This window comes from Rhizobium sp. LjRoot98, assembly GCF_964252935.1.
In the GTDB taxonomy this organism is placed as follows: Bacteria; Pseudomonadota; Alphaproteobacteria; order Rhizobiales; family Rhizobiaceae; genus Pararhizobium.
Map to the genome: position 1 here is coordinate 1602520 of NZ_CAXUPW020000001.1, position 26385 is coordinate 1628904.

At 60.7% G+C, this 26385-nt stretch carries 29 protein-coding genes; 12 read left to right on the plus strand and 17 right to left on the minus strand.

All coding sequences use genetic code 11. From position 1 onward, the window contains the following. Positions 1–21: 21 nt before the first annotated feature. The 3 genes from fabB (at position 22) to htpG (ending at position 4045) form a co-directional block, all read left to right on the plus strand. On the plus strand, positions 22–1245 hold the full coding sequence (gene fabB, locus ACSQ3J_RS07945) for a beta-ketoacyl-ACP synthase I (protein WP_436038937.1): 1224 nt from the start codon (positions 22–24) through the stop codon (positions 1243–1245). A gap of 4 nt (positions 1246–1249) precedes the next feature. Next, the gene (gene fabI, locus ACSQ3J_RS07950; protein ID WP_060501233.1) at positions 1250–2056 is read left to right on the plus strand and encodes an enoyl-ACP reductase FabI; all 807 of its coding nucleotides are present in this window, start codon (positions 1250–1252) and stop codon (positions 2054–2056) included. Positions 2057–2158: 102 nt separating this feature from the next. Further along, positions 2159–4045, plus strand: coding sequence for a molecular chaperone HtpG (gene htpG / locus ACSQ3J_RS07955; RefSeq protein ID WP_436038938.1), 1887 nt, complete (start codon positions 2159–2161; stop codon positions 4043–4045). Positions 4046–4066: 21 nt separating this feature from the next. On the opposite strand, the gene ACSQ3J_RS07960 is transcribed toward htpG, so the two are convergent. The 9 genes from ACSQ3J_RS07960 to rbfA all read right to left on the minus strand — a co-directional run bounded on the left by ACSQ3J_RS07960 (position 4067) and on the right by rbfA (position 12600). Beyond that, on the minus strand, positions 4067–4306 hold the full coding sequence (locus tag ACSQ3J_RS07960) for a hypothetical protein (protein ID WP_060501238.1): 240 nt from the start codon (positions 4304–4306) through the stop codon (positions 4067–4069). Between the two features lie 97 nt (positions 4307–4403). Further along, entirely contained in the window at positions 4404–5420 is a 1017-nt protein-coding gene (locus tag ACSQ3J_RS07965) for a class I SAM-dependent methyltransferase (protein ID WP_060501239.1), read from the minus strand. Between the two features lie 167 nt (positions 5421–5587). Continuing rightward, positions 5588–7720 (minus strand): polyribonucleotide nucleotidyltransferase, encoded by a 2133-nt coding sequence (pnp, locus tag ACSQ3J_RS07970; protein ID WP_060501241.1) that lies wholly within the window; start codon positions 7718–7720, stop codon positions 5588–5590. 365 nt (positions 7721–8085) lie between these two features. After that, positions 8086–8355 carry a 30S ribosomal protein S15 gene (gene rpsO, locus ACSQ3J_RS07975; protein ID WP_037103961.1) on the minus strand — a complete coding sequence of 90 codons (270 nt, stop codon included), beginning with the start codon at positions 8353–8355 and terminating at the stop codon, positions 8086–8088. A 178-nt stretch (positions 8356–8533) separates the two neighbouring features. Further along, complete coding sequence (locus ACSQ3J_RS07980) at positions 8534–8869, minus strand: SH3 domain-containing protein (protein WP_082511911.1); 336 nt, start codon at positions 8867–8869, stop codon at positions 8534–8536. Positions 8870–8914: 45 nt separating this feature from the next. Then, entirely contained in the window at positions 8915–10624 is a 1710-nt protein-coding gene (locus tag ACSQ3J_RS07985; protein WP_436038974.1) for a sensor histidine kinase, read from the minus strand. Between the two features lie 177 nt (positions 10625–10801). Beyond that, complete coding sequence (gene truB, locus ACSQ3J_RS07990) at positions 10802–11737, minus strand: tRNA pseudouridine(55) synthase TruB (RefSeq protein WP_436038939.1); 936 nt, start codon at positions 11735–11737, stop codon at positions 10802–10804. 3 nt (positions 11738–11740) lie between these two features. Next, complete coding sequence (locus ACSQ3J_RS07995) at positions 11741–12196, minus strand: hypothetical protein (RefSeq protein WP_436038941.1); 456 nt, start codon at positions 12194–12196, stop codon at positions 11741–11743. Beyond that, a complete protein-coding gene (gene rbfA, locus ACSQ3J_RS08000; RefSeq protein WP_060501252.1) occupies positions 12196–12600 on the minus strand; it encodes a 30S ribosome-binding factor RbfA in 405 nt (134 codons plus the stop codon). The genes ACSQ3J_RS07995 and rbfA overlap by 1 nt, the downstream gene beginning before the upstream one ends. A 189-nt stretch (positions 12601–12789) precedes the next feature. Here rbfA and ACSQ3J_RS08005 point away from each other — a divergent pair, with 189 nt between their 5' ends. The 3 genes from ACSQ3J_RS08005 (at position 12790) to ACSQ3J_RS08015 (ending at position 14959) form a co-directional block, all read left to right on the plus strand. After that, on the plus strand, positions 12790–13542 hold the full coding sequence (locus ACSQ3J_RS08005) for a type 1 glutamine amidotransferase (protein ID WP_436038943.1): 753 nt from the start codon (positions 12790–12792) through the stop codon (positions 13540–13542). Positions 13543–13662: 120 nt separating this feature from the next. After that, entirely contained in the window at positions 13663–14385 is a 723-nt protein-coding gene (locus ACSQ3J_RS08010) for a pentapeptide repeat-containing protein (protein ID WP_436038944.1), read from the plus strand. A 115-nt stretch (positions 14386–14500) separates the two neighbouring features. Beyond that, positions 14501–14959, plus strand: a complete 459-nt coding sequence (locus ACSQ3J_RS08015; protein ID WP_436038945.1) for a GFA family protein — start codon at positions 14501–14503, stop codon at positions 14957–14959. Here the strand turns inward: ACSQ3J_RS08015 and ACSQ3J_RS08020 are convergent. Genes ACSQ3J_RS08020 through ACSQ3J_RS08035 form a run of 4 tightly spaced genes read right to left on the minus strand, consistent with a single transcriptional unit; the run spans position 14956 to position 18708 of the window. Further along, positions 14956–15255 carry a CcdB family protein gene (locus tag ACSQ3J_RS08020; RefSeq protein ID WP_436038946.1) on the minus strand — a complete coding sequence of 100 codons (300 nt, stop codon included), beginning with the start codon at positions 15253–15255 and terminating at the stop codon, positions 14956–14958. The genes ACSQ3J_RS08015 and ACSQ3J_RS08020 overlap by 4 nt on opposite strands. Beyond that, the gene (locus tag ACSQ3J_RS08025) at positions 15255–15485 is read right to left on the minus strand and encodes a type II toxin-antitoxin system CcdA family antitoxin (protein ID WP_060501260.1); all 231 of its coding nucleotides are present in this window, start codon (positions 15483–15485) and stop codon (positions 15255–15257) included. The genes ACSQ3J_RS08020 and ACSQ3J_RS08025 overlap by 1 nt, the downstream gene beginning before the upstream one ends. Positions 15486–15542: 57 nt before the next feature. Beyond that, complete coding sequence (lepA, locus tag ACSQ3J_RS08030; protein WP_436038947.1) at positions 15543–17369, minus strand: translation elongation factor 4; 1827 nt, start codon at positions 17367–17369, stop codon at positions 15543–15545. Positions 17370–17427: 58 nt separating this feature from the next. Next, on the minus strand, positions 17428–18708 hold the full coding sequence (locus ACSQ3J_RS08035; protein WP_436038948.1) for an MFS transporter: 1281 nt from the start codon (positions 18706–18708) through the stop codon (positions 17428–17430). A gap of 218 nt (positions 18709–18926) precedes the next feature. On the opposite strand from ACSQ3J_RS08035, the gene ACSQ3J_RS08040 reads away from it, so the two are divergent. The 5 genes from ACSQ3J_RS08040 (at position 18927) to ACSQ3J_RS08060 (ending at position 22708) form a co-directional block, all read left to right on the plus strand. Continuing rightward, positions 18927–19502: a helix-turn-helix domain-containing protein gene (locus ACSQ3J_RS08040; protein WP_060501266.1), complete on the plus strand. Its 576-nt coding sequence runs from the start codon at positions 18927–18929 to the stop codon at positions 19500–19502. A gap of 5 nt (positions 19503–19507) precedes the next feature. Further along, entirely contained in the window at positions 19508–20038 is a 531-nt protein-coding gene (locus ACSQ3J_RS08045) for a GNAT family N-acetyltransferase (protein WP_060501268.1), read from the plus strand. Between the two features lie 159 nt (positions 20039–20197). Continuing rightward, positions 20198–20575, plus strand: a complete 378-nt coding sequence (locus ACSQ3J_RS08050; RefSeq protein WP_060501270.1) for a hypothetical protein — start codon at positions 20198–20200, stop codon at positions 20573–20575. A gap of 180 nt (positions 20576–20755) precedes the next feature. After that, positions 20756–21421: an OmpA family protein gene (locus ACSQ3J_RS08055; RefSeq protein WP_060501272.1), complete on the plus strand. Its 666-nt coding sequence runs from the start codon at positions 20756–20758 to the stop codon at positions 21419–21421. Between the two features lie 189 nt (positions 21422–21610). Then, positions 21611–22708, plus strand: a complete 1098-nt coding sequence (locus ACSQ3J_RS08060) for a helix-turn-helix transcriptional regulator (protein ID WP_060501274.1) — start codon at positions 21611–21613, stop codon at positions 22706–22708. Here the strand turns inward: ACSQ3J_RS08060 and ACSQ3J_RS08065 are convergent. Next, a complete protein-coding gene (locus ACSQ3J_RS08065; protein ID WP_060501276.1) occupies positions 22705–23775 on the minus strand; it encodes a lysine-2,3-aminomutase-like protein in 1071 nt (356 codons plus the stop codon). The two genes, ACSQ3J_RS08060 and ACSQ3J_RS08065, sit on opposite strands and share 4 nt — an antisense overlap. Beyond that, positions 23772–24842 (minus strand): EF-P lysine aminoacylase EpmA, encoded by a 1071-nt coding sequence (epmA, locus tag ACSQ3J_RS08070; protein WP_060501277.1) that lies wholly within the window; start codon positions 24840–24842, stop codon positions 23772–23774. Before epmA ends, ACSQ3J_RS08065 begins: the two co-directional genes overlap by 4 nt. 197 nt (positions 24843–25039) lie before the next feature. Between epmA and efp the strand changes: the two genes are divergently transcribed. Further along, positions 25040–25609: an elongation factor P gene (gene efp, locus ACSQ3J_RS08075; protein WP_060501279.1), complete on the plus strand. Its 570-nt coding sequence runs from the start codon at positions 25040–25042 to the stop codon at positions 25607–25609. Between the two features lie 75 nt (positions 25610–25684). Here efp and ACSQ3J_RS08080 read toward each other — a convergent pair whose 3' ends face one another. Continuing rightward, positions 25685–26014 (minus strand): hypothetical protein, encoded by a 330-nt coding sequence (locus tag ACSQ3J_RS08080; protein WP_060501281.1) that lies wholly within the window; start codon positions 26012–26014, stop codon positions 25685–25687. Between the two features lie 25 nt (positions 26015–26039). Continuing rightward, entirely contained in the window at positions 26040–26291 is a 252-nt protein-coding gene (locus ACSQ3J_RS08085) for a GlsB/YeaQ/YmgE family stress response membrane protein (protein WP_060501283.1), read from the minus strand. Positions 26292–26385: the final 94 nt, after the last annotated feature.

Below are 26385 nucleotides of genomic sequence, written 5' to 3' on the forward strand. Positions count from 1 at the left end.
ATTAAAGAAGAGGTCATCCACATGAGACGGGTTGTTGTTACGGGGCTGGGCATTGTTTCCTCGATCGGAAACGATGCGCAGGAAGTCACCACGTCGCTGCGTGAAGCAAAATCCGGCATTTCGTTTTCGAACGATTTTGCCGAACACGGCTTCAAGTGCCAGGTCTGGGGTGCACCCAATCTCGACACGACCGAGCTTGTCGATCGCCGCGCCGCCCGTTTCCTGTCGCAGGGCGGCACGTGGAACCATGTTGCGATGAAGCAGGCGATCGCCGACAGCGGTCTTGAAGACAAGGATGTCGGCGGCAACGAGCGCACCGGCATCATCATGGGCTCGGGCGGTCCGTCCACCCGCACGCTGATCGAGGCTGCTGAAATCACGCTGAAGAACAATTCGCCCAAGCGCATCGGCCCGTTTGCCGTGCCGAAGGCAATGTCCTCGACAGCATCGGCGACACTTGCCACCTGGTTCAAAATCCACGGCGTCAACTATTCGATCTCGTCGGCGTGCTCGACCTCGGCGCACTGCATCGGCAACGCCATGGAAATGATCCAGTGGGGCAAGCAGGACGTGATGTTCGCCGGCGGTCACGAAGACCTCGACTGGACCATGTCGAACCTGTTCGACGCCATGGGTGCCATGTCCTCCAAGTACAACGACACGCCGTCGACCGCATCGCGCGCCTACGACGTTTCGCGTGACGGCTTCGTCATCGCCGGTGGCGCAGGCGTTCTGGTTCTGGAAGAACTGGAACATGCCAAGGCGCGCGGCGCCAAGATTTACGCCGAAATCACCGGCTACGGCGCGACGTCCGACGGCTACGACATGGTCGCCCCGTCAGGCGAAGGTGCCATCCGCTGCATGCGCCAGGCGTTGGCAACGGTGAAAGGCGAAGTCGACTACATCAACACGCATGGCACTTCGACACCGGTTGGCGATTCGAAAGAAATCGGCGCCATCCGCGAAGTGTTCGGCAACAAGATCCCGCATATCCAGTCGACAAAGTCGCTGACCGGCCACTCGCTCGGCGCCGCCGGCGTGCAGGAATCGATCTACGGCCTTCTCATGATGCAGGCTGGCTTCATTGGCGAAAGCGCCCATATCACCGAACTCGACCCGGAATTCGACGGCGTGCCGATCGTGCGCAAGCGCATCGACAATGCCAAGATCGACACCGTCTTGTCGAACTCCTTCGGCTTCGGCGGCACCAATGCCACGCTCGTCTTCCAGCGCCACAACGGATAAGTCGATGACCGGTATCATGAACGGAAAGCGCGGCCTCATCATGGGGGTCGCCAACAGCCACTCCATCGCATGGGGCATCGCACAGAAGCTGGCCGGTCAAGGTGCTGAACTAGCCTTCACCTACCAGGGCGAAGCGCTCGGCAAGCGCGTAAAGCCGCTCGCCGCCGAACTTAACTCCGACTTCGTCATCCCCTGCGATGTCGAGGACATCGCTTCAGTCGATGCGACCATCGATGCGATCAAGGAAAAGTGGGGCAAGCTCGATTTCGTCGTTCACGCCATCGGCTTTTCCGACAAGAGCGAACTGAAGGGCCTTTACGCCGATACGTCGCGTGACAATTTCAGCCGTACCATGGTCATCTCGTGCTTCTCCTTCACGGAAATCGCCAAGCGCGCCGCAGACTTGATGAACGACGGCGGCTCGATGCTGACGCTGACCTATGGCGGCTCCACCCGCATCATGCCGAACTACAACGTCATGGGCGTCGCGAAAGCCGCCCTGGAAGCGTCCGTGCGCTATCTTGCCGGCGACTACGGCCCACGCGGCATTCGCGTCAACGCCATCTCCGCCGGCCCGATCCGCACGCTCGCCGGCGCCGGTATTTCGGATGCCCGCGCCATGCTCTCCTGGCAACAGAAGAACGCGCCGCTCCGCCGCACCGTCACCATCGAGGATGTCGGCAACTCGGCGCTCTACCTTCTTTCTGACCTTTCGAGCGGCGTTACCGGCGAAATCCACTATGTGGACTCCGGCTACAACATCACATCGATGCCAGCACTCGATACGTTGGCAAAGGCGGACGCGGAGTAACATCCGGGCCGCCGTCCCTTTCCGTGCCTCTTGAATTTTGCACCTGCACTTGCCAGTTCAGAGCGCGCAAACCATCCAGATACACGTTGAGGACAGACACGCATGAGCAATGCCGCTGAAAAACCCGTCGAAAATCACGTTTTCGAAGCCGATGTCGCGCGCCTGCTGCACCTCATGGTGCACTCGGTCTATTCCGACAAGGACGTATTCCTCCGCGAGCTGATTTCCAATGCGGCCGACGCCTGCGAGAAGCTGCGCTACGAGGCCATCAGCGCGCCTGAGCTGCTCTCCGATGATCCCACACCGCGCATCACCCTGACGCTCGACGCCGATGGCAACACGCTCATCGTCGAGGACAACGGCATCGGCATGAGCCGTGACGACATGGTCGAGGCGCTCGGTACCATCGCCCGCTCCGGCACCCGCGCCTTCATGGAGCGCGTCGAGGCGGCAAAGGCGGGCGAAGGCGCCCAGCTGATCGGTCAGTTCGGCGTCGGTTTCTATTCCGCCTTCATGGTCGCCGGCAAGGTCGATGTCGTCTCCCGTCATGCCGGTAGCGCCCACGCCTGGCTCTGGTCGTCCGACGGCCAGGGCAGCTATACCGTCTCCGAAGCCGAACTGTCCGAGGCTCCGGCACGCGGCACCCGCATCACGCTGCATCTTCTGGACGATGCCAAGAGCTATACGTCCAAATGGAGCGTCGAGAAGATAGTCAAGGACCAGTCCGGCCACGTTCCCGTCCCGATCGACCTGATCGAGAAGCCCGGCGCGGACGCCGAGCGCATCGGCGACGGCACGGCGCTCTGGACGAAATCACGCAGCGAGATCACCAAGGAAGAATACGCCGATTTCTATCGTGGCGTTTCAGGCCAGTATGACGAACCGGCTTTGACGGTGCATTTCAGGGCTGAAGGCCGGCATGAATATACCGGTCTTGCCTTCGTGCCGGAATCCAAGCCGATGGACATGTTCGATCCTTCGGCCAAGGGCCGCATGAAGCTTTACGTCAAGCGCGTCTTCATCACCGACGATGCCGAGCTTCTGCCGCGGTACCTGCGCTTCGTGCGCGGCCTTGTCGATACGTCCGACCTGCCGCTCAATGTGTCGCGCGAGATGATCCAGGAAAGCCCGATCCTTGCCGCCATCCGCAAGGGCCTGACCAACCGCGTGCTGACCGCCATCGAAAAGCTGGCCGACAGCGACGCTGACGCCTTTGCCAAGCTCTGGGATGCCTTTGGTGCAGTCCTCAAGGAAGGCATCTACGACGATTTCGAGCGCCGGGCGCAGCTCATTGCGCTGTCGCGCTTCCGCACCACGGCGTCGGACGAGGCGACGCGGTCGCTGGCCGATTATGTCAAGGACATGAAGGACGCGCAGGCGGCGATCTACTACCTGACGGGCGACAATCTGGACCGGCTGAAAGCCTCGCCGCAGCTCGAAGGTTTTCGCGCCCGCGGGATCGAGGTTTTGTTGCTGACCGATTCGGTCGACAGCTTCTGGGTGACGGCTGCGCCGGATTTCGAAGGCAAGCCGCTCAAGTCGATCACGCAAGGGGCGGCCGATCTCACACAGGTTCCGACAACCGATGGCGAAACACCGGCCGCACCGGAAACCTCCGAAGCTGTCACCGGTTTCATCGCCTTTGCCAAGACGGCTCTCGGCGATGCCGTATCGGACGTTCGGGCTTCCGACCGCCTGACCGAAAGCGCCGTCTGCCTGGTGGCACCGGAACAGGGTTACGACCGTCAGCTGGAAAAGCTACTGCAGGGTTCCGGTCGGCTCGACATGATCGCCAAGCCCATCCTCGAAATCAATCCGGGCCACGGCCTGATCTCGGCACTGGCCGCCAGTGGTAGCAATGAATTCCGCACCGATGCCGTCCAGCTGCTGCTCGACCAGGCCCGCGTCCTCGACGGCGACAAGCCGCAAGACCCGCGCGCCTTTGCCGAGCGGATGTCACGGCTGTTTGAGCGGGCTTTGAAGGGCTAATTCGTCAGATTGGGTGGGCCGTCACGCGGCCCACCAGACCACGAGCAGAACGGCCAGAACCGCAACGGCAAAAACACCGAACAGCATCATCTGCTTGCGGGTGTTGCCGAGAACCGTGGGATCAACGGGCGCGCGGCTGGTCTGGAAGGCCAGAGGCACCTCCGAAGCACCGCTTTTGCCTTCTCCGCTCTTGATATCCTTGACGATGACTTCTGCAACGCCCTCACTGACGGGCGGGCGGTGTCCATAGTTAGAAACCATTGGCACACTCCATCGATGCCTGCGCGATATCACGCAGGCGCGGGAGTCAAAGGTGTACCTGTTTCGTCAAGAAAGCAATTGCAAAAGCAGGCGCTGATCAGCGCTTGCCCCAAAGCACCTTGAAGCGCGCGTTGCGGCAGGTTTCGCCCCATTCCTTGAAGGTCTCGGTCATGACCGTTTCATAAGGCAGGCCGCGATTGGCAACCAGCATCAGCCGCCCGCCGATCTTCAGCGCCTTGGCAGCCGCCTTGATCATTGCAGCGCCCAGCGCCGGGTCAGCTGCCTGTGTCTCATGGAAGGGCGGGTTCATGACGATCAGGTCGTATTTGTCGCGGGTTTCTTCAGACGTCAGGTCCTGCCAGAAAAAGCGGGTCGGCACGTTCGGGCAATTGGCCTTCAGGTTTGCGCGCGCGGCTTCCAGCGAATGATAATCGGCCTCGAACAGGTCGATGCCCTTCAGGTTCGGCGCCTTCTCGGCCAGCATCACCGACAGATAACCCCAGCCAGCACCGAAATCGGCGGCATGGCCCTTGAAATCGTCAGGCAGGCGCGAGGCCAGAAGCTCGGAGCCAGCATCGATGCGCTCGTGCGAGAACATGCCCGGTGCCGCGTCAAAACGGCCTTCGACACGAACCGGCTTCTTGGAAAACTTGGCGATGACGTCGCTTGCGTCTTCCGGACGGCCAAACCAGAAGGCGATGCCATGATACTTCGGCAGGCTGTCGCCACCCCAGCCGAGCTGGTTGACGCGCTTGCGCAGGGATTGGATGCCATCATCCTTGCCACCGGCGACAACGATCAGGCCGCCGACCTTGACGCGCTTCAGCGCCTCGGCGATCCGGTCTTCGTTCTCACCCTTGTGCTTGCCGCACAGGATGAGAGCCGCATCATAGTCCTCGCCCTCGATGACCGGCGTCACGGATGCCCTGACGGCCTCCAGAGCCTTGTACAGCGGCTTTGACGCCTGTACGGCGGCAATCGAGCCTGCGAACTCCGCCGGCAACCGGTAGCCTGCCTCGGCTCCCAGGAACAGCACACGCTCGCCTTCGCCGGGTGCGGGAACAACACCGGTCTCGAAAGGATGGAAAAGGGTCTTCAGCGTGTCGCGGCTCATGGTCGAGATCCTTGGGCTTGTCGGGAAAAATTGGAAAGCGGCTTCCAAAAGGGACAAACGGTAACAAAGGGAATGAGGGGTGCCCGGTTCGAGCCACTCTCACACAAAATAAGAAAAGGCGCGGAACGATCCGCTCCGCGCCCGTAGTCTGTCAAACGGCCGAGCGCTTATTCAGCAGCTTCGCCTTCGCCCTTGGCAACTTCCTTGCCGGTTGCCTGGTCGACAACCTTCATGGAGAGGCGAACCTTGCCGCGCTCATCGAAGCCCATCAGCTTGACCCAAACCTTGTCGCCTTCCTTGACGACGTCGGAGGTCTTGGCAACACGGTCGGAAGCGAGCTGCGAGATGTGCACGAGGCCATCACGCGGGCCGAAGAAGTTGACAAAAGCGCCGAAGTCGGCAGTCTTGACGACAGTGCCTTCGTAGATCTGGCCAACTTCCGGCTCTGCAACGATCGAGTGGATCCACTTGCGGGCCGCTTCGATTTCCTTGCCGGAGGACGAAGCGATCTTGATCGTGCCATCGTCTTCGATGTTGATCTTGGCGCCGGTCTTTTCGACGATTTCGCGGATGACCTTGCCGCCCGAACCGATGACTTCACGGATCTTGTCGACCGGGATGTTCATGACTTCGATGCGCGGTGCGAATTCGCCGAGCTGGCTGCGGCCTTCGGTGATGGCGTTGGCCATTTCGCCGAGGATGTGCTTGCGGCCGCCCTGTGCCTGCTCAAGCGCGACCTTCATGATCTCTTCGGTGATACCGGCGATCTTGATGTCCATCTGCAGCGAGGTGATGCCGTCGGCAGTGCCGGCAACCTTGAAGTCCATGTCGCCGAGGTGATCTTCGTCGCCGAGAATGTCGGAGAGAACGGCGAAACGTTCACCTTCGAGGATCAGGCCCATGGCGATACCGGCAACCGGCTTGGCCAAGGGAACGCCGGCATCCATCAGTGCGAGCGAGGTGCCGCAGACGGTTGCCATCGAGGACGAGCCGTTCGACTCGGTGATTTCGGAGACGACGCGCAGCGTGTAGGGGAACTGCTCGGCAGCCGGCAGCATCGGGCGGATAGCGCGCCAGGCGAGCTTGCCGTGACCGATTTCGCGGCGGCCCGGGGAACCCATGCGGCCTGTTTCACCGACCGAGTAGGGCGGGAAGTTGTAATGCAGCAGGAAGCGTTCCTTGTACATGCCGGTGAGCGAGTCGACATACTGTTCGTCTTCGCCGGTACCGAGCGTGGCAACAACGATCGCCTGTGTCTCACCGCGGGTAAACAGCGCCGAACCGTGCGTGCGCGGCAGGATGCCGACTTCCGAAACGATAGCGCGAACGGTCGACAGATCACGGCCGTCGATGCGGCTCTTGGTGTCGAGGATGTTCCAGCGAACGATCTTGGCCTGCAGGTGCTTGAAGACGGCGCCGATGACTTCGGCAGTGTACTTCGGCTCAACGCCTTCCGGGAAGAAGTGAGCCTTGACCTTTGCCTTGACGGCATCAACCGCAGCGTAACGATCAGCCTTCTGGGTGATCTTGTAGGCAGCGCGCAGTTCGGTTTCGGCGATCGAAAGCATTTCGGCTTCGAGTTCCGAATGATCTTCCGGGGTGAAGTCGCGCGGTTCCTTGGCAGCCACTTCAGCGAGCTTGATGATCGCATCGATGACCGGCTGGAAGCCCTTGTGGCCGAACATGACGGCGCCGAGCATGACTTCTTCGTTGAGTTCCTTGGCTTCCGATTCAACCATCAGGACGGCGTCCTGGGTACCGGCAACGACGAGGTCGAGAACCGACTCGTCCATCTCGTCGAGATGCGGGTTCAAGACGTACTGGCCATTGATGTAGCCGACGCGTGCGCCACCGACCGGGCCCATGAAAGGAACGCCGGAGATCGTCAGCGCTGCCGAAGCGGCAACCATCGACAGGATGTCCGGATCATTTTCCAGATCGTGCTGGACGACGGTGACAACGACCTGCGTGTCGTTCTTGTAGCCTTCCGGGAACAGCGGGCGGATCGGGCGGTCGATCAGGCGGGAAACCAGTGTTTCCTTTTCAGACGGACGGCCTTCGCGCTTGAAATAGCCACCGGGGATCTTGCCGGCGGCATAGGTCTTTTCCTGGTAGTTGACGGTCAGCGGGAAGAAATCCTGGCCCGGCTTCGGAGCCTTGGCCGAAACGACGGTCGCGAGAACGATGGTCTCGCCGTAGGTTGCAAGAACGGCGCCGTCAGCCTGACGGGCGATCTTGCCGGTTTCGAGCTTGAGCGGGCGGCCTGCCCATTCAATTTCGACTGTGTGGGTATCGAACATGTTTTGTCCTTCGTGTGCGCCAATGCCGCGCCGCAGCCAGTGTGGCGCGGGCGGCAGTGTTTTCGCTGATATGACACATCACGGGCAAGACAACGGGAGGCTTCCAAAATCGGCTGGCGCTCGTTCCGTTCCCTCAAAGCCGGACGCTTCGGGTGCGTGGAAAACGCGCAAGCGCCGAAGCATCCTGCAATCCTGCCCCATGACAGGTCATCGGTTGTTTCCGCAGAGCCGGCCCATCCGGTCTGCTGGGGTGTCTGCTTCCAACAGCGCCCTTTCGGCTTTGGCTGGAAGCGCAAACGCGGGGTGTATGCCCCGCAAAAAACAAACCGGCGGGCCCCTGTTGAAGGGTCCCGCCGGTGTAAGGCTTAGCGGCGAATGCCGAGAGCAGTGATCAGCTTGGTGTACCGTGCCTCTTCCTTGCCCTTGACATAGTCAAGAAGCGAACGGCGGGTGGAAACCATTGCCAGAAGGCCACGACGCGAGTGGTTGTCCTTCTTGTGACCCTTGAAGTGTTCGGTCAGGTTGTTGATCCGCTCGGTGAGGATCGCAACCTGGACTTCCGGGGAACCGGTGTCGCCTTCGACGATTGCGTATTCCTTGATAAGCGCAGCCTTGCGCTCTGCAGTGATCGACATCGTGTCATCCTTTCAATGTTTAGGATTTCGGGTCGCCAGCAGCCGGGATGCCGTCTAGCTGCGGCCATGAAGGCAAAAGTCCGCAAAGGGCGGGGTCTGATGCTGGCGCTGCCTATAAACCATCCGGCATTAAAAAGAAAGAGGGCGGATAAAGACGCCGCAGCGGCTCAACTCACCGTCATTGCGGCGGGGTTCGCGGCTTCATCGGCGCGGATTTCCGGGCGTCATCGATAGCGGCACAATCGAGATAGGCGGCGAAGACCCAGCCAAGAACCGCGCCATTTGCGGCGACCTTTGCCCATCGTTTGCCGCCAAGGGTGCGCTCGTCGAGGGTCTCGACGGCCATACCATTGCCGAGAGCCGACAGAACGCGGCCTTCAGGCTTGACGCGAACGTTGAGCGGCGTTCCGGTGGGGTCTGCCACCACACAATCCGCACCAATCACTGTGTCTGCGGTACCGGCGAAAGTGGCTGCGACGAGAAAGGCGGCCACCCCACGGCGTCTTCGCGACATCGATATTCCCTCCAAACAGAATAAACCGCAATAAGCAGGCAACGCCTAAGCTTGACCCGAGAGATTGGCACTCAGCTTTTCATCCGGAATCTTGACGCGCCATTCGATCCCGTCATCGTGCATGATCCGCTCCAGCTTGGCGTCCAGCGCCATGCCGAGCATGCGCTCCAGAACCATGGTTCCAAAGCCCTTGCGCACGGCCCCATCCTCGGCCGGGGTGATGTCGGCGCCCTTTTCTCTCCAGACAAACAGGAACGTGCCCCCGGAGACCGACCATTGCAGGTCGATCACACCGCTCGCATTGGCAAGCGCTCCATACTTCGTCGCATTGGTGGCCAGTTCGTGCAACGCCATGCCGAGCGTCTGCGACACTTGGGCATCCAGCCGCACCGGCGGCCCCGACAGATGAACCCTGTCCGGATCGTCGGGCGTGAACGGCTGCAGCTGGTTCTGCACCAGCTCGCGGAAATCGACGCCCTGCGCCGCATTGGCAATCATCAGATCGGTCGAGCGGGCTAAGCCGGCGATGCGCTTGCGGAAAGTTTCGGCGAAATCCACCCGGCTTTCGGCGGCATTGAGCGACTGGTTGAGCATCGACTGGATCACCGTGAGCTGGTTTTTCGAGCGGTGCGCCACCTCGCGCATCAGGAAACGGATCTCGTTTTCCGCCTTCCGGCGTGCCTGCGCCGCCTCGGCCAAAGCCGACGATACGGTTTCGATTTCGGCGATCATATGCTTGCGTGCCGCAATCGGCCGGCCAGCCCCCAAGAGATGCGCGTCACGGGCCAGGACCTTGACGCCCTGTGTCAGGAGACCCGCGATGGTGGCCGATCCGGCTACGGCTATTCCGGCAAAGAGAAGCCCGCCCAGCGACAACCAGAGATAGGACCAAAGCGCCGGAGCATCGACATCCGCACTCTTTGCCCAGGCGACGATCTTCCAGCCGGTCAGCACCGAAAACTCGGTGACTGTCCGGTACTCCACGCCATCGTGAACCGCCTCCCCGACACCAACACGCAATGCCGGAACGATTTCCATGAAGAACGGCTTGCCGACGGCAAGCCCCGGATCCGACGAGGCAATCACGTTGCCTGCAGCATCCAGCAAGGCCGCGTTCCAGCCGGGCGACACCACATCCCGATTGACCGCCTTCGACATGCTTTCGGCATTGCGCGTCAGGGTCAGGAGGTAGTCGCTGTTGCCGAGCGGCGTGGTTATGGGGAGATAAACATTGAACACCCATCGCTGTGCCGTCTTGCCGAAGAAGACATTCGAGATGTAAGGCCCGCCAACGCGGAACGCCTCATCGACCGAGACCGGATCGGATGCTTTGCCGAGCGGGCTGCCATAAGGCACCCGCGTATTAAAAAGCTGATTGTGACCGCGATCGATCACCAACAGATTGGAGTCCGTGTCCGCCAGCGACGAGCGCGCGCGATCATAAAATTCAGCAAGATTGCTGCCGTCGTTTGGACCAGCTGCGGCAAGCACCTTGAGGGTGGCCAACATGCTGTCGACCTCGCGCTCGACCAGGCGCGTCACCGACCCTGTCGATGCCTTCAGCAACGCCGTCACGACGCGCTCTTGCTCGTCGGTGCTGCGTTTCAAAATAATCATCGAAAACAGGAAGGATGGAATAATGGCGACGAGCAGCAGCACCGTCAGATAAAATGATAACGGGCGTCTCAATCGCGAACGCAGAATGACCCTGAAGGGAGCATGCTGCGCACGTGTTCTATCCAGTCCGTCGCTCAACCGTTCATCACCCAAAGTCCCATAGCCGAAGATCGGCAGTGGCCCGATTTCGGGCCGCGATACCGGCGGGCTAACCCGCAAGTCCGCGCGAATCCCAAACACAGACCGGAACATGCGCCAGCGATGTTAGGAACGCAACCGATGCCATGCGGCGAAATTTGGGAAGCGATCCGGGTTTCAGGCTGTCACGAAGACGCGCTTCGGGCGGAATTCGCCTTCGCCGATCTCGCCAATGGCAACCAGCTTGCCGCGCGAGGTCGCATAGGCTTCCGGCTCTGCGGTCGGGGCATCACGGCCGCGCAGGATGATCGGATTGCCCATTTTCAGGCGGTGGGCCTGATCTTCGGTAATGGCGATATGCGGCAGGTTGGACAGGGCTTCGCCGGTATCGATCAGGAAGGCGTCGAGCGCTTCCAGCCGTTCCTCGTCGCTTTCGATCTTCTCCAGCGCCACCAGTTCAGCCAGCGTCACCATGGCTTCTTCCGCAAACGGCGCCACGAAGCTGCGGCGCAGCGAGGCGATATGGCCGAAGCAACCGAGGTCACGGCCGAAATCGCGCGCCAGCGAGCGCACATAGGTGCCCTTGCCGCATTCGATCTCGAAATGCGCCAGATTCGGTGTGCAGCCGAGCAGCGACAGGCGGAACACTTCGACTTCGCGAGCGGGAATATCGACGGTCTCGCCTTCACGGGCCAGATCGTAGGCACGGTTGCCATCGATCTTGATCGCCGAGAACTGCGGCGGCACCTGGCTGATGACGCCGGTATATTTCGGCAGAAGGGCGCGGATATCTTCTTCCGACGGACGCGTGCTGGACGACTGCGTCACCTCACCTTCGAGATCGTCGGTCGAGCGTTCGTCACCCCAGGCGACCGCGAATTCATAGATCTTGCGGCCGTCCATGACGTAGGGAACGGTTTTCGTCGCATCACCAAGCGCGATCGGCAACATGCCCGATGCCAAAGGATCGAGTGTGCCGGCATGTCCGGCTTTCTGCGCCTTGAACAGCCACTTGATCTTCGACACGGCCTCGGTCGAGCCGAAATCCAGCGGCTTGTCGAGGATCAGCCAGCCGGAAATCGGGCGGCCCTTGGGCTTGCGGGGTTTTGACATGGTTCAGGCTCTTTTTTTGCGGAACGTCGCTGCAGTCTTGGCAACGCTGCCATCCGGCATTTTCTGGCTGTTGCCCTTCTCAAATCCCAAAGCGTAAAGCCGCTTGGCGATCAGGTATCCGGCAGCAATGGTGGCACCGTTGTCGATGCGGTAATCTTCGCCGAGACCTTCGACCAGCAAGGGCTCGATGGCGCCGAGCGGTGGCTGTCCGGATGCGGCGGCTTCAAGCAACAGCTTCTCATTATAGGGCGAACCGACAATGGCTTCGAGCGCCTTCATCTCGCGGTCGCCATGGGCGATGTCCTTGCCGTGACGAAACGGCAGGCCGGAGGCGGCTATCATTTCGACGAGACGGACGGAATCGGCATTATCGAACCGCGCAAGACCGTTGCGATAGAATGTCCGGCGCTGGTCGAACGTCCAGGCGTTGAGTTCGTCCAGTGTGATATGCTTGGCCATCACTGCTCGCCGTCTTCATCCTTCAGGTCGCGCAGGACTTCGGGAGACCGGAGAAGCTCATCGATCTTCTTGTAGTTGTCGAAGCTGGTATCGTCCTTGAAGCGCACTTCCGGCATGTATTTCAGCTGACGGATATGCGGGGTCAGGCGGCCGCGGATATATTTGGCATGGCGGTTCAGCGCTTCGATGACATTGGAATGATCGGCAACGCCGAGCGGTGTCACGAAGGCCGTGGCAACGCGCAGGTCCGTCGACATGCGAACTTCGGAGATCGAGATCACCGTCGTTTCAAGCAGGGGGTCGCGCACTTCTCCGCGCTGCAAGACCTGTGTCAGGCCTGCACGTACCTGTTCGCCGACCCTCAGCATGCGCTGCGAGGGGGCAGAGGATGTCACTTTACTCATGGCTTTTCCGCTGTCTGGCGTTTCAAGGAACGCGACCAAGGCGGTCCAATGCTACTTTCAGGCCCAAAGGTCAAGGCTTTCCGGTGATTCGGTCCTTAGGAAAGACTGCCAAATCGGTTCGAAGCCCCCTTGAAAGCGCCGCCTCCGCGTGATCAACCTGACCGGAAAGAAGAAGCAGACGGAGAGATGATGCGGGTTCTGGCAGTGGAAAACATGAACCATTCCAGCCTGGGGCAAGTTGGGGCGGCGCTGCAGGAAGCAGGGATTGAGATCGACTTGCGACGGCCGTTTACTGGCGAGGCGCTCCCCGGCGATAGTCGCGAACATGACGCAATGGTGGTCTTCGGCGGCGAGCAGAGTGCGGTCGATGATCACATTCACCCCTACCTGTCCGGCCTTGCCCGGCTGATGAAAACCTTCACCAATGACGGCAAGTCCGTACTCGGTATCTGCCTCGGCAGCCAGCTGCTCGCCCGCGCCCATGGCGGCGACAACCTTCTCGGCAAGACCAGAGAGTTCGGCTGGCATGGCGTCGAGTTGACCAGCGACGGCAAACAGGACCCGGTGCTCAGCGCAGCCGGGGACGCCTTTACCAGTTTCGAATGGCACTCCGACAGTTTTACCCTGCCGCAAGGCGCCGTGCATCTGGCCACCAACCCGGCTGTTGCCAATCAGGCCTTCCGCATCGGCCGCGCCGCCTATGGCATGCAGTTTCATTTCGAGGCGGGAACGCCCGTCGTCGAAGGCTGGAACCGGACGTTTGAGACGGTGATCAACGGGATCGATCCGGATTGGTTGCGCCGCTATCCGGAGCATGCCGCCAGACACGCGCAACAAGCCGATGCCGCCGGATTGGCACTGGCCCGCGCCTGGGTGGCGACGATACAGCCTGCAGCGGCCGGCGGCGATCGCACACGGGAAATGGCAAGCGTGGGTGCCTGATACATAAACGTGTTCCACCGTTTGCCGCGAGGACCTGCGGTTCCTATCTACAACATGGAACACACTGTTATAAGCGCAAGAAGTTTGCCCGGCTGAGGCAGACGGAGGAGCGAGAAGCGCATGACGATATTTTCCACCAGGCACATCCCGGCGTTCGCCGCCGCCCTGCTTCCGGCTATCGGGCTGGCAACGTTTCTTGCCGCCCCTTCACCGGCAACCGCCGCCTATTGCAGCAGCACGCCGGAACCCGGGCTCGACTGGAGCGAATGCACCAAGAAGAACCTGATGCTGCCCTCCAGTGAACTCGAAGGCGCCAATCTCTCCGGTACCGATTTTTCGCTAACCGATCTCAGTGGCTCCAACCTGGCATCGGCCAATTTTGAGAAAGCCAATCTGGTGCGTGCGTGGCTGGCCGGCGCCAGGGCTGAAAAGGCCAATTTCTCCCGCGTCGAGGCCTATCGCTCGAGCTTTGCCAATATTGCCGCCAACGGCGCGTCATTTGCCGGCGCCGAACTGCAGCGCGCCGATTTCAGCGGCGCCGACCTGACCGGAGCCAATTTTGAAAAGGCGGAGGCCGGCCGGGTGATGTTCAAGGGTGCGGTGCTCACGGGTGCACGCTTTGCGCTGGCCAACCTGTCGCGCGCCAATCTCAGTGGTGCGACCTTCGAAGGTCCGCTGGATTTCGATCAGGCCTTCATGTTCCTCACCCATATCGAGGGGCTTGATCTCTCTGCCGCCAAGGGGCTTGAGCAGGCTCAGGTCGATCTGACCTGCGGCGACAAGGAAACGAAGCTGCCGGCGGGACTGACCACGCCCACCGGTTGGCCTTGCGCATCAGACTAAGCCGGCTAACGAACTACACATCCCGTTCTCTGGCCGGCGTCTCTTCGACCATCGGCCGCACTGGACAAGAAAGGCTTCTCCGCTAGATTACTGCCTGAATGCGGAGGAGTGAAACATGAGCAGATTGACGATCCCCCAGGAAGGCGGCTGCCGTTGCGGCCAGGTGCGGCTGAAGATCAGTGCGCCCCCGATCCTGACCATGGCCTGCCACTGCACCGGCTGCCAGAAAATGTCCTCGAGCGCCTATTCGCTCAGCGCCGCCATTCCGGCCGAGGGTTTTGAAGTCATCGCCGGTGAGCCGGTGATTGGCGGCCTGCACGGCGCGTCCCGCCATTATTTCTGCCCGCACTGCATGACCTGGATGTTCACCCGCCCGGAAGGCATGGACTGGTTCGTCAACCTGCGCCCGACCATGCTGGACGATACAAGCGGCCTTGCGCCCTTCATCGAGACCTTCACCGGCGAAAAACTGCCCTTCGCAGCCACTGGGGCTGTGCATTCCTACGAGACCTTCCCCCCAATGGAAGCCTATGAGGGGCTTGTGCAGGAGTTTGCTGAGCGATCAGCTGTCTAAAATCCCTGGAACAGAAAATCCGTGGCGGCGGTAATGGCGCCCGCGTGACTGGTAAGGTCGGCCACGGTCTCTCCGATTTCGCCGACGGCAACGACACCCATGAACTGGGTTGCCATCACGTAAGGGCGGCCGCCAATTTCAAATTTTGGATTGAGCCGCGCGATCAGGCGAGAAATCTCTCCCGGGAGAAGCAGCGGCGCCACGTTTCGTGTTTGAAGATCGGACAAAATATCGGCTTGGAGATCGAGTACCAGCGCGCCACCCTGTCTGAGGCGATAGGCATGAAATCTCGCCATCAGAATTGGCGGTATTTTGCCAATGGCAGGCCATGTTCCTCGACATATTTATTGGACGCTGCGATCGCCTCGGCGTTTTCCAACCGCCAGAGACGTTCCTGCTCGGCCTTGACCGCACGCCCGATGCCGTCTTCAGCTGCCCGCGAGAGATTGATCTTGAGATCACGCGCCTGCGAAACGAGGTCGCTATCGAGGGACAGGTTTGCAGATTTGCGGGACGGTTGAGACATGATCTTCTCCATCGGGTATGCGCCTAACGTATGCGCATACCCGATGGAAGAAAAGTCTTACTCGTCGCCCATCTTCAGCGCTGCAATGAACGCTTCCTGCGGGATTTCGACCTTACCGAACTGGCGCATGCGCTTCTTGCCGGCCTTCTGCTTGTCGAGCAGCTTGCGTTTACGAGAAGCGTCGCCGCCGTAGCACTTGGCGGTCACGTCCTTGCGCAATGCAGAGATGGTTTCGCGGGCGATCACGTTGCCGCCGATGGCAGCCTGGATCGGGATCTTGAACATGTGCTTGGGGATCAGCTCCTTGAGCTTCTCGCACATGTCGCGGCCGCGCTTTTCCGCCGCCATGCGGTGGACCATCATCGAAAGCGCATCGACCGGCTCGCCATTGACGAGGATTGACATCTTCACCAGATGGCCTTCCTGATGGCTGGTGATGGCATAGTCGAAAGAGGCATAACCCTTGGAAATCGACTTCAGCCGGTCATAGAAATCGAACACGACTTCGTTGAGCGGCAGATCATAGGTCAACATCGCGCGGGTGCCGACATAGGTCAATTCCACCTGGATGCCACGCCGGTCCTGGCAAAGCTTCAGGATGCCGCCGAGATAATCGTCCGGCGTCAGGATGGTGGCGCGAATCCATGGCTCATGGATTTCAGCGATCTTGACGACATCGGGCATATCAGCCGGATTGTGCAGTTCGCGTTCGGTGCCATCGGTCATGAACAGTTTGTAGACGACGGACGGGGCGGTCGCGATCAGGTCGAGATCGAACTCGCGCTCGAGGCGCTCCTGGACGATTTCAAGATGCAAGAGGCCGAGGAAACCGCAGCGGAAACCGAAACCGAGAGCGGCGGACGATTCCATTTCGAACGAGAACGACGCATCGTTGAGGCGCAGCTTGCCCATGGCAGCGCGCAGATCCTCGAAATCGGCGGCATCGACCGGGAACAGGCCGCAGAACACCACCGGCTGCGCCGGCTTGAAGCCCGGCAGCATGTTGGCAGTCGGGCGCTTGTCCTCGGTGATGGTATCGCCGACGCGGGTATCGGCCACTTCCTTGATCGAGGCGGTGATGAAACCGATTTCACCCGGGCCGAGCGCATCGACATTGACCATCTTCGGGGTGATGACGCCGACGCGTTCCACCTGATACTTGGCATCGGTGCCCATCATGCGGATGGTTTGGCCCTTTTTCAGGACGCCATCGAGAATGCGGACGAGAACGATGACGCCGAGATAGGTGTCATACCAGCTGTCGACCAGCAGCGCCTTCAGCGGCGCGGTCTCACCGCCTTCGCTCTTCGGCGCTGGCAGCTGATGCACGATCGCTTCGAGCACATCCGGAATACCGAGGCCGGTCTTGGCCGAGATCAGCACGGCCTGCGAGGCGTCAATGCCGATGACTTCCTCGATCTGCGCGCGGATCCGGTCAGGTTCTGCCGCCGGCAGGTCGATCTTGTTGAGAACAGTGACAAGTTCGTGGTTGTTGTCGATCGCCTGGTAGACGTTGGCGAGCGTCTGGGCTTCGACGCCCTGCGACGCGTCCACAACCAGCAGCGAGCCTTCGCAGGCCGACAGCGAGCGCGAGACTTCGTAGGCGAAGTCGACGTGGCCGGGGGTGTCGATCAGATTGAGGACATAGGTCTCGCCGTTATTGGCGACGTAATGCAAACGCACGGTCTGCGCCTTGATGGTGATGCCGCGTTCCTTCTCGATATCCATGTTATCGAGAACCTGTTCCGACATTTCGCGTGCGGCCAGGCCGCCGGTCGACTGGATCAACCGGTCGGCCAGCGTCGACTTGCCGTGGTCGATGTGGGCCACGATCGAGAAATTGCGGATATGTGACAGGGGCGTCTTTGAAGGTGTTGTGCTCATGGGCCGCATATAGCAGCGGTATCAACCGCCGCAAAGCGGGAAATGCAGGCTTTGTTCACTATAATTGCCGGATATCGCCTGCAGCCGCATCGCCCTCGACCATCGCGCCCGCATTCGGCATCTGTGCGCTCTTCATCTCGAAATTCTCCCGCAGATGCGGCGGTACCGTTTCGCGGAATTTCAGCCGCACGGCGACGAAGGCAGCGTAGGCGAGTGCGGTGCCCAAGGCAGCATAGATGAAGGTCTTCGGCCCAAAGACCGGGGTCAGCAGCGTGATCGACAAGGGAATGATCGTGGCGGCGATCGACCAGCACATCAAAAGCGTCGAGGCGAGCGGCACGAAGTCGGCGGGCGCGGTGCGATCGTTGGCATGGGCATTGGCGATCGAATAGACGGTTTCGACCGCTCCCGCGAAAACGGCAAAGACCAGCATCAAGAGAATGAGGTTGGCGAACGAAACGGCGAGCGAGACGACGGCGGCAACCGAGATCAGCGCGCAGACCAGAATCATGACGATACGCCGATCGATCCGGTCCGACAGCACGCCCATCGGATACTGGATGAAGATCAGGCCGAACTGCATGACCAGCATCAACAGCGCGACGTCGCCCTGACTGACCGAATTGGCGGCGGCATAGATCGGCGTAAAGCCCTGTACCGCCATCGAAAGGCCGCCGGAGGCAAGCACCCCGACGAAGGCAACCGGTGAATTGCGCCAGACCATCGGCACATCGACGCTGACCTTGGCCGGCGGCGGCGGATTGGGCAGGCGCGTCAGGCCGATCGGCAGGATCGCCATGGTGGTGAAGAAGATCGTCAGCAGCGGCGCCAGATTGCCATCCGCCGGGATCTGGCCGAACAGCCAGGCACCGAGACCGATGGCGATGACATAGACCATGTAGAACACCGACATCGCCTTGCCGCGCCAGCTGTTAGCGCTGGCATGATTGAGCCAGCTCAGCGAGATGATGAAATTGATATTGCCCGCCGCGCCATAAACGCCGCGCGCAAACACCCAGAGCAGCGGGTGAAAGCCAAGCGCGATCAGGAAGGCAGACAGCAGCACCAGCGCCATCGAGCAGGAAAACGCCCGCGCATGGCCGACCCTGCGGATCATCGGGCCTGCGACGACGCAACCGGCAAGACCGCCAAAGGCAAGCGCCGTCACCGCCGCACCGGCAACCCAGGGCGGACTATCGCCACGCGCCAACAGGAACGGCACATAGGCAAACATCATGCCGTTGCCGATACCGACGCAGGCCATGGAGGCAACGATGCTGGCAATCGAGAGCACGGATGCCCGTGACTGCTCCGGCCGGATTTCTTCTATCGCCGCCATTCACCCTCTCAAGCTTCACTGCAGCCAGCCCCCTCGCCGCCTGCTCAAGCATTCCCTAAGATATTGATCGCAAGACGCTTTCCTCAACGGGCCTGCACGATATCACTCTATCCGGTCGCGCCCTCCTTGCCTGTCGCTAAAACGGCATCGCCCGACTTTATTTCGAGGCAACAACATTTTCCGTTGACTCCATTATAAGAACGAATAATTCTCCTATAATGGAAAATTCAACAGGTTTTGAAACGGATATCGCCGAACGGATGAAGGCATTGCGGCTGGCCCAGTCGCTGACGCTGGATGATCTCGCCAGCCGCGCCGGCGTCAGCCGGGCAATGATCTCGCGGATCGAGCGCGGTGAGGCAAGCCCCACGGCGCAGCTTCTTGCCCGGCTATGCAGCGCATTGGGGACGACATTGTCACGGTTTTTCGCCGACAGCGAAACCGCCAGCGATCCACTCTCGCGCCGGAACGACCAGCGCGTCTGGCGCGATCCCGAGACCGGTTATCTGCGCCGTTCCGTATCACCGGATGGCACCGGCTCGCCGGTCGATATCGTCGAGGTCGAGTTCCCGCCGGGGGCGCGTGTCGTTTTCGAACGGCAGCAGTTCGATGCCGGACTGACCCAGCATCTCTGGCTGTTCGAAGGCAGGCTGACCATGTCCGCCGGTGGCCAGACGCACGTGCTGGAGGCAGGCGACTGCCTGTTCATGCAGCTTGCCGAGGCCCACATCTTTCACAATCCGCATGGCACGCCTGCCCGCTACGCCATCATTCTCAACCGCAGCAAAGTCTGATCCCGATGTCCAAGGTCACCGTCCGCACGCTTACTCCTTCCGAAACCGCTGCTGCCCTGCCGGCACTTGCCGAAATCCTGTCCGACTGCGTCGAAGGCGGCGCTTCTGTCGGGTTCATGTCGCCCTATACGCCGCAGGAGGCAATTCCCTATTGGGAAGGGGTGGCCAGGGCGGTCGCTGAGGGCAGTACAGTGCTGATCGTGGCGGAGACGGATGGGGAAATCCTCGGCACGGTTCAGCTTGGCGTCGGCATGATGCCGAACCAGCCGCATCGCGCCGATCTGAAGAAACTGCTCGTCCACCGCAAGGCCCGTGGTCTGGGGCTTTCACGCCTGTTGATGGACGCCGCAGAAGAGGAGGCCCGCAAGTATGGGCGGCATGTTCTGGTACTCGACACAGCAACCGGAAGCCCGGCGGAAAGCATCTACGAGAAATTCGGCTGGCAGCGCGTCGGCGTCATTCCGCAATATGCTCTGATGCCGGACGGCAGCTATTGCGGTTCGACATTCTTCTACAAATCGCTGGCCGCAGATTGACGTGCGCCGCACTGGCGAACGCCACCTATCCTTGTCACCAAAAATGGCTATACCACGCCGGAAAAACCCGCTTTTTCCGGCCAATGGCCCCATTCCTCGCCCCCTGTCTTCGTGCTAGCTGACTTTCAGCCGCAAGGCCATAATTCTTAAGGGGAACCCATGAAAACCATTCTTCAGCGGGCGGCCATCGCCGCGCTTTCCATCGCCATGCTTGCAGGCGGCATCTCCGTTGCTTCGGCAGCCGATGTCACCTTCGAAATGAAAAACAGCCATCCGAATGCCGTTGAGGTCGAGCTCTACAGCCAGGACCGCGATCATGTCTGGCCGGGCAACAATCAGGTTTACCTGCTGGACGACGGCGAGACCAAGCAGATCCCGCTGTCCTGCGACCAGGGCGAAAAGATCTGCTACGGCGCCTGGATTTCCGGCGACAAATCGACCTATTGGGGCACAGGCCCGGATAATGCCGAGACCTGCTCGGATTGCTGCTACACCTGCACGGGCGGCAGCACGGAAGAAATCGACCTCACCGAATAGCCGGACCGACCGGGAGAGCCAGGCGTCCGCGCACGCGCCGCCCTGGCCCTTCCAACACAGCGCGAGACCGATGGACGCGCATGGAAACAGAAAGTTCATTAACCAAAAGGCCCGCTCTTCATCTTCCTGCCGCAATCGGTAGTATGAAGCAGAGTAGATCTATTGGGGACCTGTGATTCCATGATGAAGAAAATCGCCGTATTGGCCATCGCCGCAGTTTATCTTTCCGGCTGCACCACGACCGACCCCTATACGGGCGAACAGAAGATGTCGAACACCGCCGGTGGCGCGCTGATCGGCGCGGGCCTCGGTGCCGCAACCGGCCTTCTGGTCGGTGGCAGCTCTGCCGGACGGCGCGATGCCGCGCTTGTCGGCGCGGGCATCGGCGCGCTCGGTGGTGGCCTGATCGGCAACTACATGGACAGCCAGGAATCCGAACTGCGCGCACAGCTGCAGAACACCGGCGTTTCGGTCACTCGCGTCGGCGACCGTATCGTTCTCAACATGCCTGAGAACATCACCTTCGCCACCGACCAGGACCAGATGAGTCCACGGGCCTATCCGACGCTGAACTCGGTCGCGATCGTACTGCGCAAGTTCAACAAGACGCTTGTCGATGTCGATGGCCATACGGATTCGACCGGCAGCGCCAGCTACAACCAGGGCCTCTCGGAGCGCCGCGCCATCTCGGTGGCCAACTATCTCGGTTCGCAGGGCGTCGATCAGCGCCGCATGTCGGCCGTCGGCTACGGCCCGGACCGGCCGATCGCATCGAACGGCAGCCCAGCCGGACGCGCGCAGAACCGCCGCGTCGAAATTTCGATCGCGCCGATCAAACAGGGCTAATCCGCCTCAAAGCTTCAAAAGCCGGCCGCTTTTTCTGCAGCGGCCGGCTTTTTTGTGCCTGGAATCCCGTCCGGGTTTGGCATAGGGCCGAAATTGGACCAATGAACAGAATCATCCCGGCCTGGACACCATTGACGCGAGGTGCCCCGAAAACCTAAAATCCTCGCTCGCGAATGTGAGAATATTCGAATGCGTGTCAACGCAGAACGCCTCTCTGAAGCCCTGGATCAGGTCCAGGCTGCGGTTTTTGAACCCTCGCTGTGGCTGCCGACAATGGAAGCGGTCAGCCGGGCGAGCGGTGCTTTGGGCATCAATATAATGGAGCCGTCCGGCCGCGGTACTTTCGGCGCGGTGCTCAGCACAGAAAATCTTGAAACGCTTCTGGACGGCTATATGCGTGACGACTGGGGATCGCGGGATTTTCGCGCGAACTTGCTACAGCCACTCCACCGTGCTGGCGTCGTGCTTGAAGCCGAAATTATCTCAAAAGAGCAGTTCGACCACCACGAATACTATCAATTCATGAAAAAGCACGGCGTTGGCGATTGTGTGCTGATGGACATCTCCTCAGGCAAGGATGCGCTGTATTTCGTCCTGCAGAGTAGCTTGACCGACGATTCCCCGCGGGCAACGGACTTACCGCATTTTCATACCATCCGGACACGGCTGCTGACCGCCGTGCACCTCGCCCAGCATGTCGACGCCAGCAGGGTCATGGGCATGGCAGCGGCCTTCCAGACCTCGAATATTGGCTGCATCTTCTTTGACCGGAAAGGCCTCGTCACACTGACGAACCTCAAGGCCGAAACGCTGTTTTCGGACGATTTGCGCATTTCCAGAGGCGAAGTGCGCGCCGGCTCCGCACATGAGACGGCGCGCTTTCACCGGGAACTCAAGATCGCGTTGCAGGCTGCCGGCCCCGGCGCCGAGCCATTGTCCGCCGTTCGCCTGTCACGCACGGGCAAACGGCCGCTCATCGTCCGGTTCGAACGGTTTGGTCCGCAGCTTGCCGATTTATTCTCGCATTCCTGCGCCTTGGCCCTGATCGAGGATCCGGACGACGAGATGCGGCAGAACCCGGAAACACTGATGGCGCTATTCGACCTGACCCCGGCAGAAACCCGGATATCGATGCTTGTCGCCAGCGGCATGAGCGCCGTTGACATCGCCAGCCAGCACGGCATCAGCTATGAAACGGTCAGAAGCCATATTCGCTCGATATTCCAGAAAACCGGCACCGGCCGGCAATCGGAACTCAGCGCCCTGTTCGGTAAAATCCGGCTTTAAAGAGGCTGCTTGCCGGCCGATCCCGGCGAATAGGCGTGTTGCCCGCCATTGAAATCAGACACCGTGTAGCAGCCATCGCCGTTATCCTCGATGGTCGATGCGCTGATCACCGTTTTGCCGTGACCGCCGGGGATGTCGAGGATGTAGGCGGGCTGGCAGAGGCCGGAGACACGGCCGCGCAACGAGGCGACCAGCGCCTGCCCCTCCTCGATCGTCAGGCGGAAATGGCTGGTGCCTGGCGCAAGATCGGGGTGATGCAGGTAATAGGGCTTGATTCGGTTTTCGACGAAGGCGCGCATAAGCGCCGCCAGCGTGTCGGGATCGTCGTTGACGCCCTTGAGCAGCACCGACTGGCTGATCATGACGATGCCGCTATCGACCAGCCGGGCACAGGCGGCGCGCGCGTCTGCCGTCAGTTCGCGCGGATGGTTGGCATGCAGCGCCAGATAGGTGGTCTTGCCGCTGGCCTTGAGCGCTGCAATCAATGCTTCGTCGACACGTTCAGGTTCGACAACCGGCACGCGGGTGTGAAACCGGACGATCTTCACGTGTTCGATACCGGCCAGCCGCTCCATGATCGACGCCAGCCGGCGCGGCGACAGAACCAGCGGATCGCCGCCGGTGAGGATCACTTCCCAGATTTCCGGATGATCGGCAATATAGGCGAAGGCATTATCCATCGCCTGCGATGCAAGCGTCCCAAGCCCCTGCGGCCCGACCATCTCGCGGCGGAAGCAGAACCGGCAATAGACCGGGCAGACATGCACGGCCTTCAGCAGCACGCGATCGGGATAGCGATGGACGATGCCTTCGACCGGACTATGGGCGCCGTCACCGATCGGGTCTTCGCGCTCTTCCGGCAGACGAACGAGTTCCGCCATATCAGGAATGAACTGCCGGGCGATCGGATCGTTGGGATCATTCGGGTCGATCAGGGCTGAGACAGCCGGCGTGACGGCCACCGCATAACGCGCGGCAACCTCCTCCAGCCCGGCGCGCCGGCCGGCAGGAACAAGGCCGGCGTCCTGCAGATCACCGATCGACTTGAGGGAGCGAAGCACTGTCACCGGCGGTCCTCACTCAGCGGCTCGGTCTGCGCCACCGGCGCCCAGATCACCTGGTCGATCCGCGATGCACCGGTTGCCAGCATCACCAGCCGGTCGAAGCCAAGCGCGCTGCCGCTCGCCTGTGGCATGATTTCAAGCGCCTTCAGGAAATCTTCGTCCAGCGGGTACGTTTCGCCGTAAACGCGCTGTTTTTCGGCCATTTCCATGCCAAAGCGGCGGCGCTGTTCGGCGGCATCCGTCAGTTCGCCGAAGGCATTGGCGAGTTCCACACCACAGGCATAAAGCTCAAACCGCTCGGCGACGCGCGGATCATGCGGCGTGGGCCGCGCCAGCGCGGCCTCGGCGACGGGATATTCATAGAGGATCGTCGCCCGGCCGAAGCCAAGATTGGGCTCTACCTTCTCGACGATGACCCGGCTGAACATATCCGCCCAGGTATCATCGTCCGCAACTCTGAGGCCGGCGACCCGAAGGGTTCCGGCAAGGCGTTCGCGGTCGGTTTCGCCGCTCCGGCCGATGGAGGAAAGAAGATCGACGCCGGCGAACCGCGCAAAGGCTTCGGCAACGGTGATGCGCTCAGGCTCGGCAAACGGATCGGCCTGCGCGCCGCGATAGCTCAGCTGCTTTGCCCCCAACGTTTCCGCCGCAAGCCCGAGTATCCCAGCACAGTCGCGCATCAGCGCATCGTAGGTTTCTCCGGCGCGGTACCATTCCAGCATGGTGAATTCTGGATGGTGCAACGGCCCGCGTTCGCGGTTACGATAGACATGGGCGAAGCAGGCGATGCGCGGTTCCCCGGCAGACAGCAGTTTCTTGCAGGCAAATTCCGGGGACGTGTGGAGATAGAGCGGGGCAGTGCTACCATCGTGATGGATAGCCTGCGTTGCGAAGGCATGCAGATGTGCCTCGTTGCCCGGTGACACCTGCAGTGTCGCGGTATCGATCTCGACAAAATCGCGATCGGCGAAGAAACCACGCAACGCCGCCTGAATCCGGTTGCGGCCGATCAGGAAACCACGGCGGTCGGCATGGACATCAGGAGTCCACCAGGGAGAGGCAGCAGGCATGAACGTGTGGTTCCGTTTCTCGGGCAGTCTATATTTCGCGGCAGTTGTACGGGTTTCTTCGAGCCTGATCCGCCGTCACACTGGCAATTTGCCCAAATATAGGATAGGTGCGGCCCGAAAACGCATTCTGGCGTCTGTGACGCGCATATTTCGTGCGCTCCTCTACGACGCATCAAGCTCAGTTACAAGGAAGACTTATGGTCAAGGTAATCGCCTCCTCGGTCCGCAAGGGCAACGTTCTCGAAGTCGACGGCAAGCTTTACGCCGTTCTCACCGCGCAGAACTTTCACCCTGGCAAGGGTACGCCCGTCACGCAGGTGGATATGCGCCGCATTTCCGACGGCGTGAAGGTCTCCGAGCGCTGGCGCACCACCGAGCAGGTCGAGCGCGCCTTCGTTGAAGATAGCGACCACACCTTCCTGTATGAAGATGGCGAAGGCTTCCACTTCATGAACCCCCAGACCTACGATCAGGTTGCCGTTTCGCCCGACGTTATCGGCGACGACAAGGCTTATCTCCAGGAAGGTATGGCTGTTCAGCTGAAGATGTACGAAGGCCAGGCGCTGGCCATAGAACTTCCCACCCGCATGACGCTCGAGATTGCCGAGACGGAACCGGTCGTCAAGGGCCAGACGGCATCGTCCTCCTACAAGCCGGCGATCCTGTCGAATGGCGTGCGCACCATGGTGCCGCCGCATATCGGCGTTGGCACCCGCGTCGTCATCCTGACCGAAGACGCATCCTACGTGGAACGCGCCAAGGATTGATCCTTGATATCTGGATTGTGAAAACGGGCGCGGCTTCAAACCCCGCCCGTTTTCGTTTCTGCGGCAGAGTTGCCGCTAATGCTTCAATTCCGGATAGGCGTCCGACACCTCATCAACGCCTCTCAGCGTGCCGTCATACCCCTCAAGCGTGACACAAACGCTGGAATGAACATCCAGCACACCGTCGCGCCGTACCGCCATGCGTGATCCATTACTGCGTACCAGAACCGCATCACCCTTGAAGCCCTGCTTCAACAACCAATCGCGCGAAGCATTCAGGCGAATGCGCACTTGGCTGGCATCATCTTGCTCGCGCGCCACGATAAGCTCATAGGAAACCGGCTCGGAATGACCGTTGATTTCCAGCTTGCCCTGGCTACTGCCTTCGGCTGCGAATGTTAGCATTGTCGTTCTCCTTTGAACCCGGCCACTATCGTCGAACGGCGCGGCCGACCGCAATCAACAGGCAAGCACCGACGAAGCCGATGACCAGATAGGCAAGCCATCCGGTGAAGCCCATGCCGGCAAAAGCGAGGATGGCATTCAGCACGACGGCACCGACGATGCCGAGAATGATGTTCATGAAGACGCCCATGTCGGATTTCATGAACTGTTCAGCCAGCCAGCCGGCAAAGCCGCCGATGATGATTGCCGCAATCCAGCCTACGCCATTGACGTCCATGTGTTTGCCCTCGCTTGAAACAGGTTTCTGCTGCAACCGATAACGGTCGAGCGGGTCATATGTTCCGCCCTGCTCAATAAGCAGTATCAAAGTG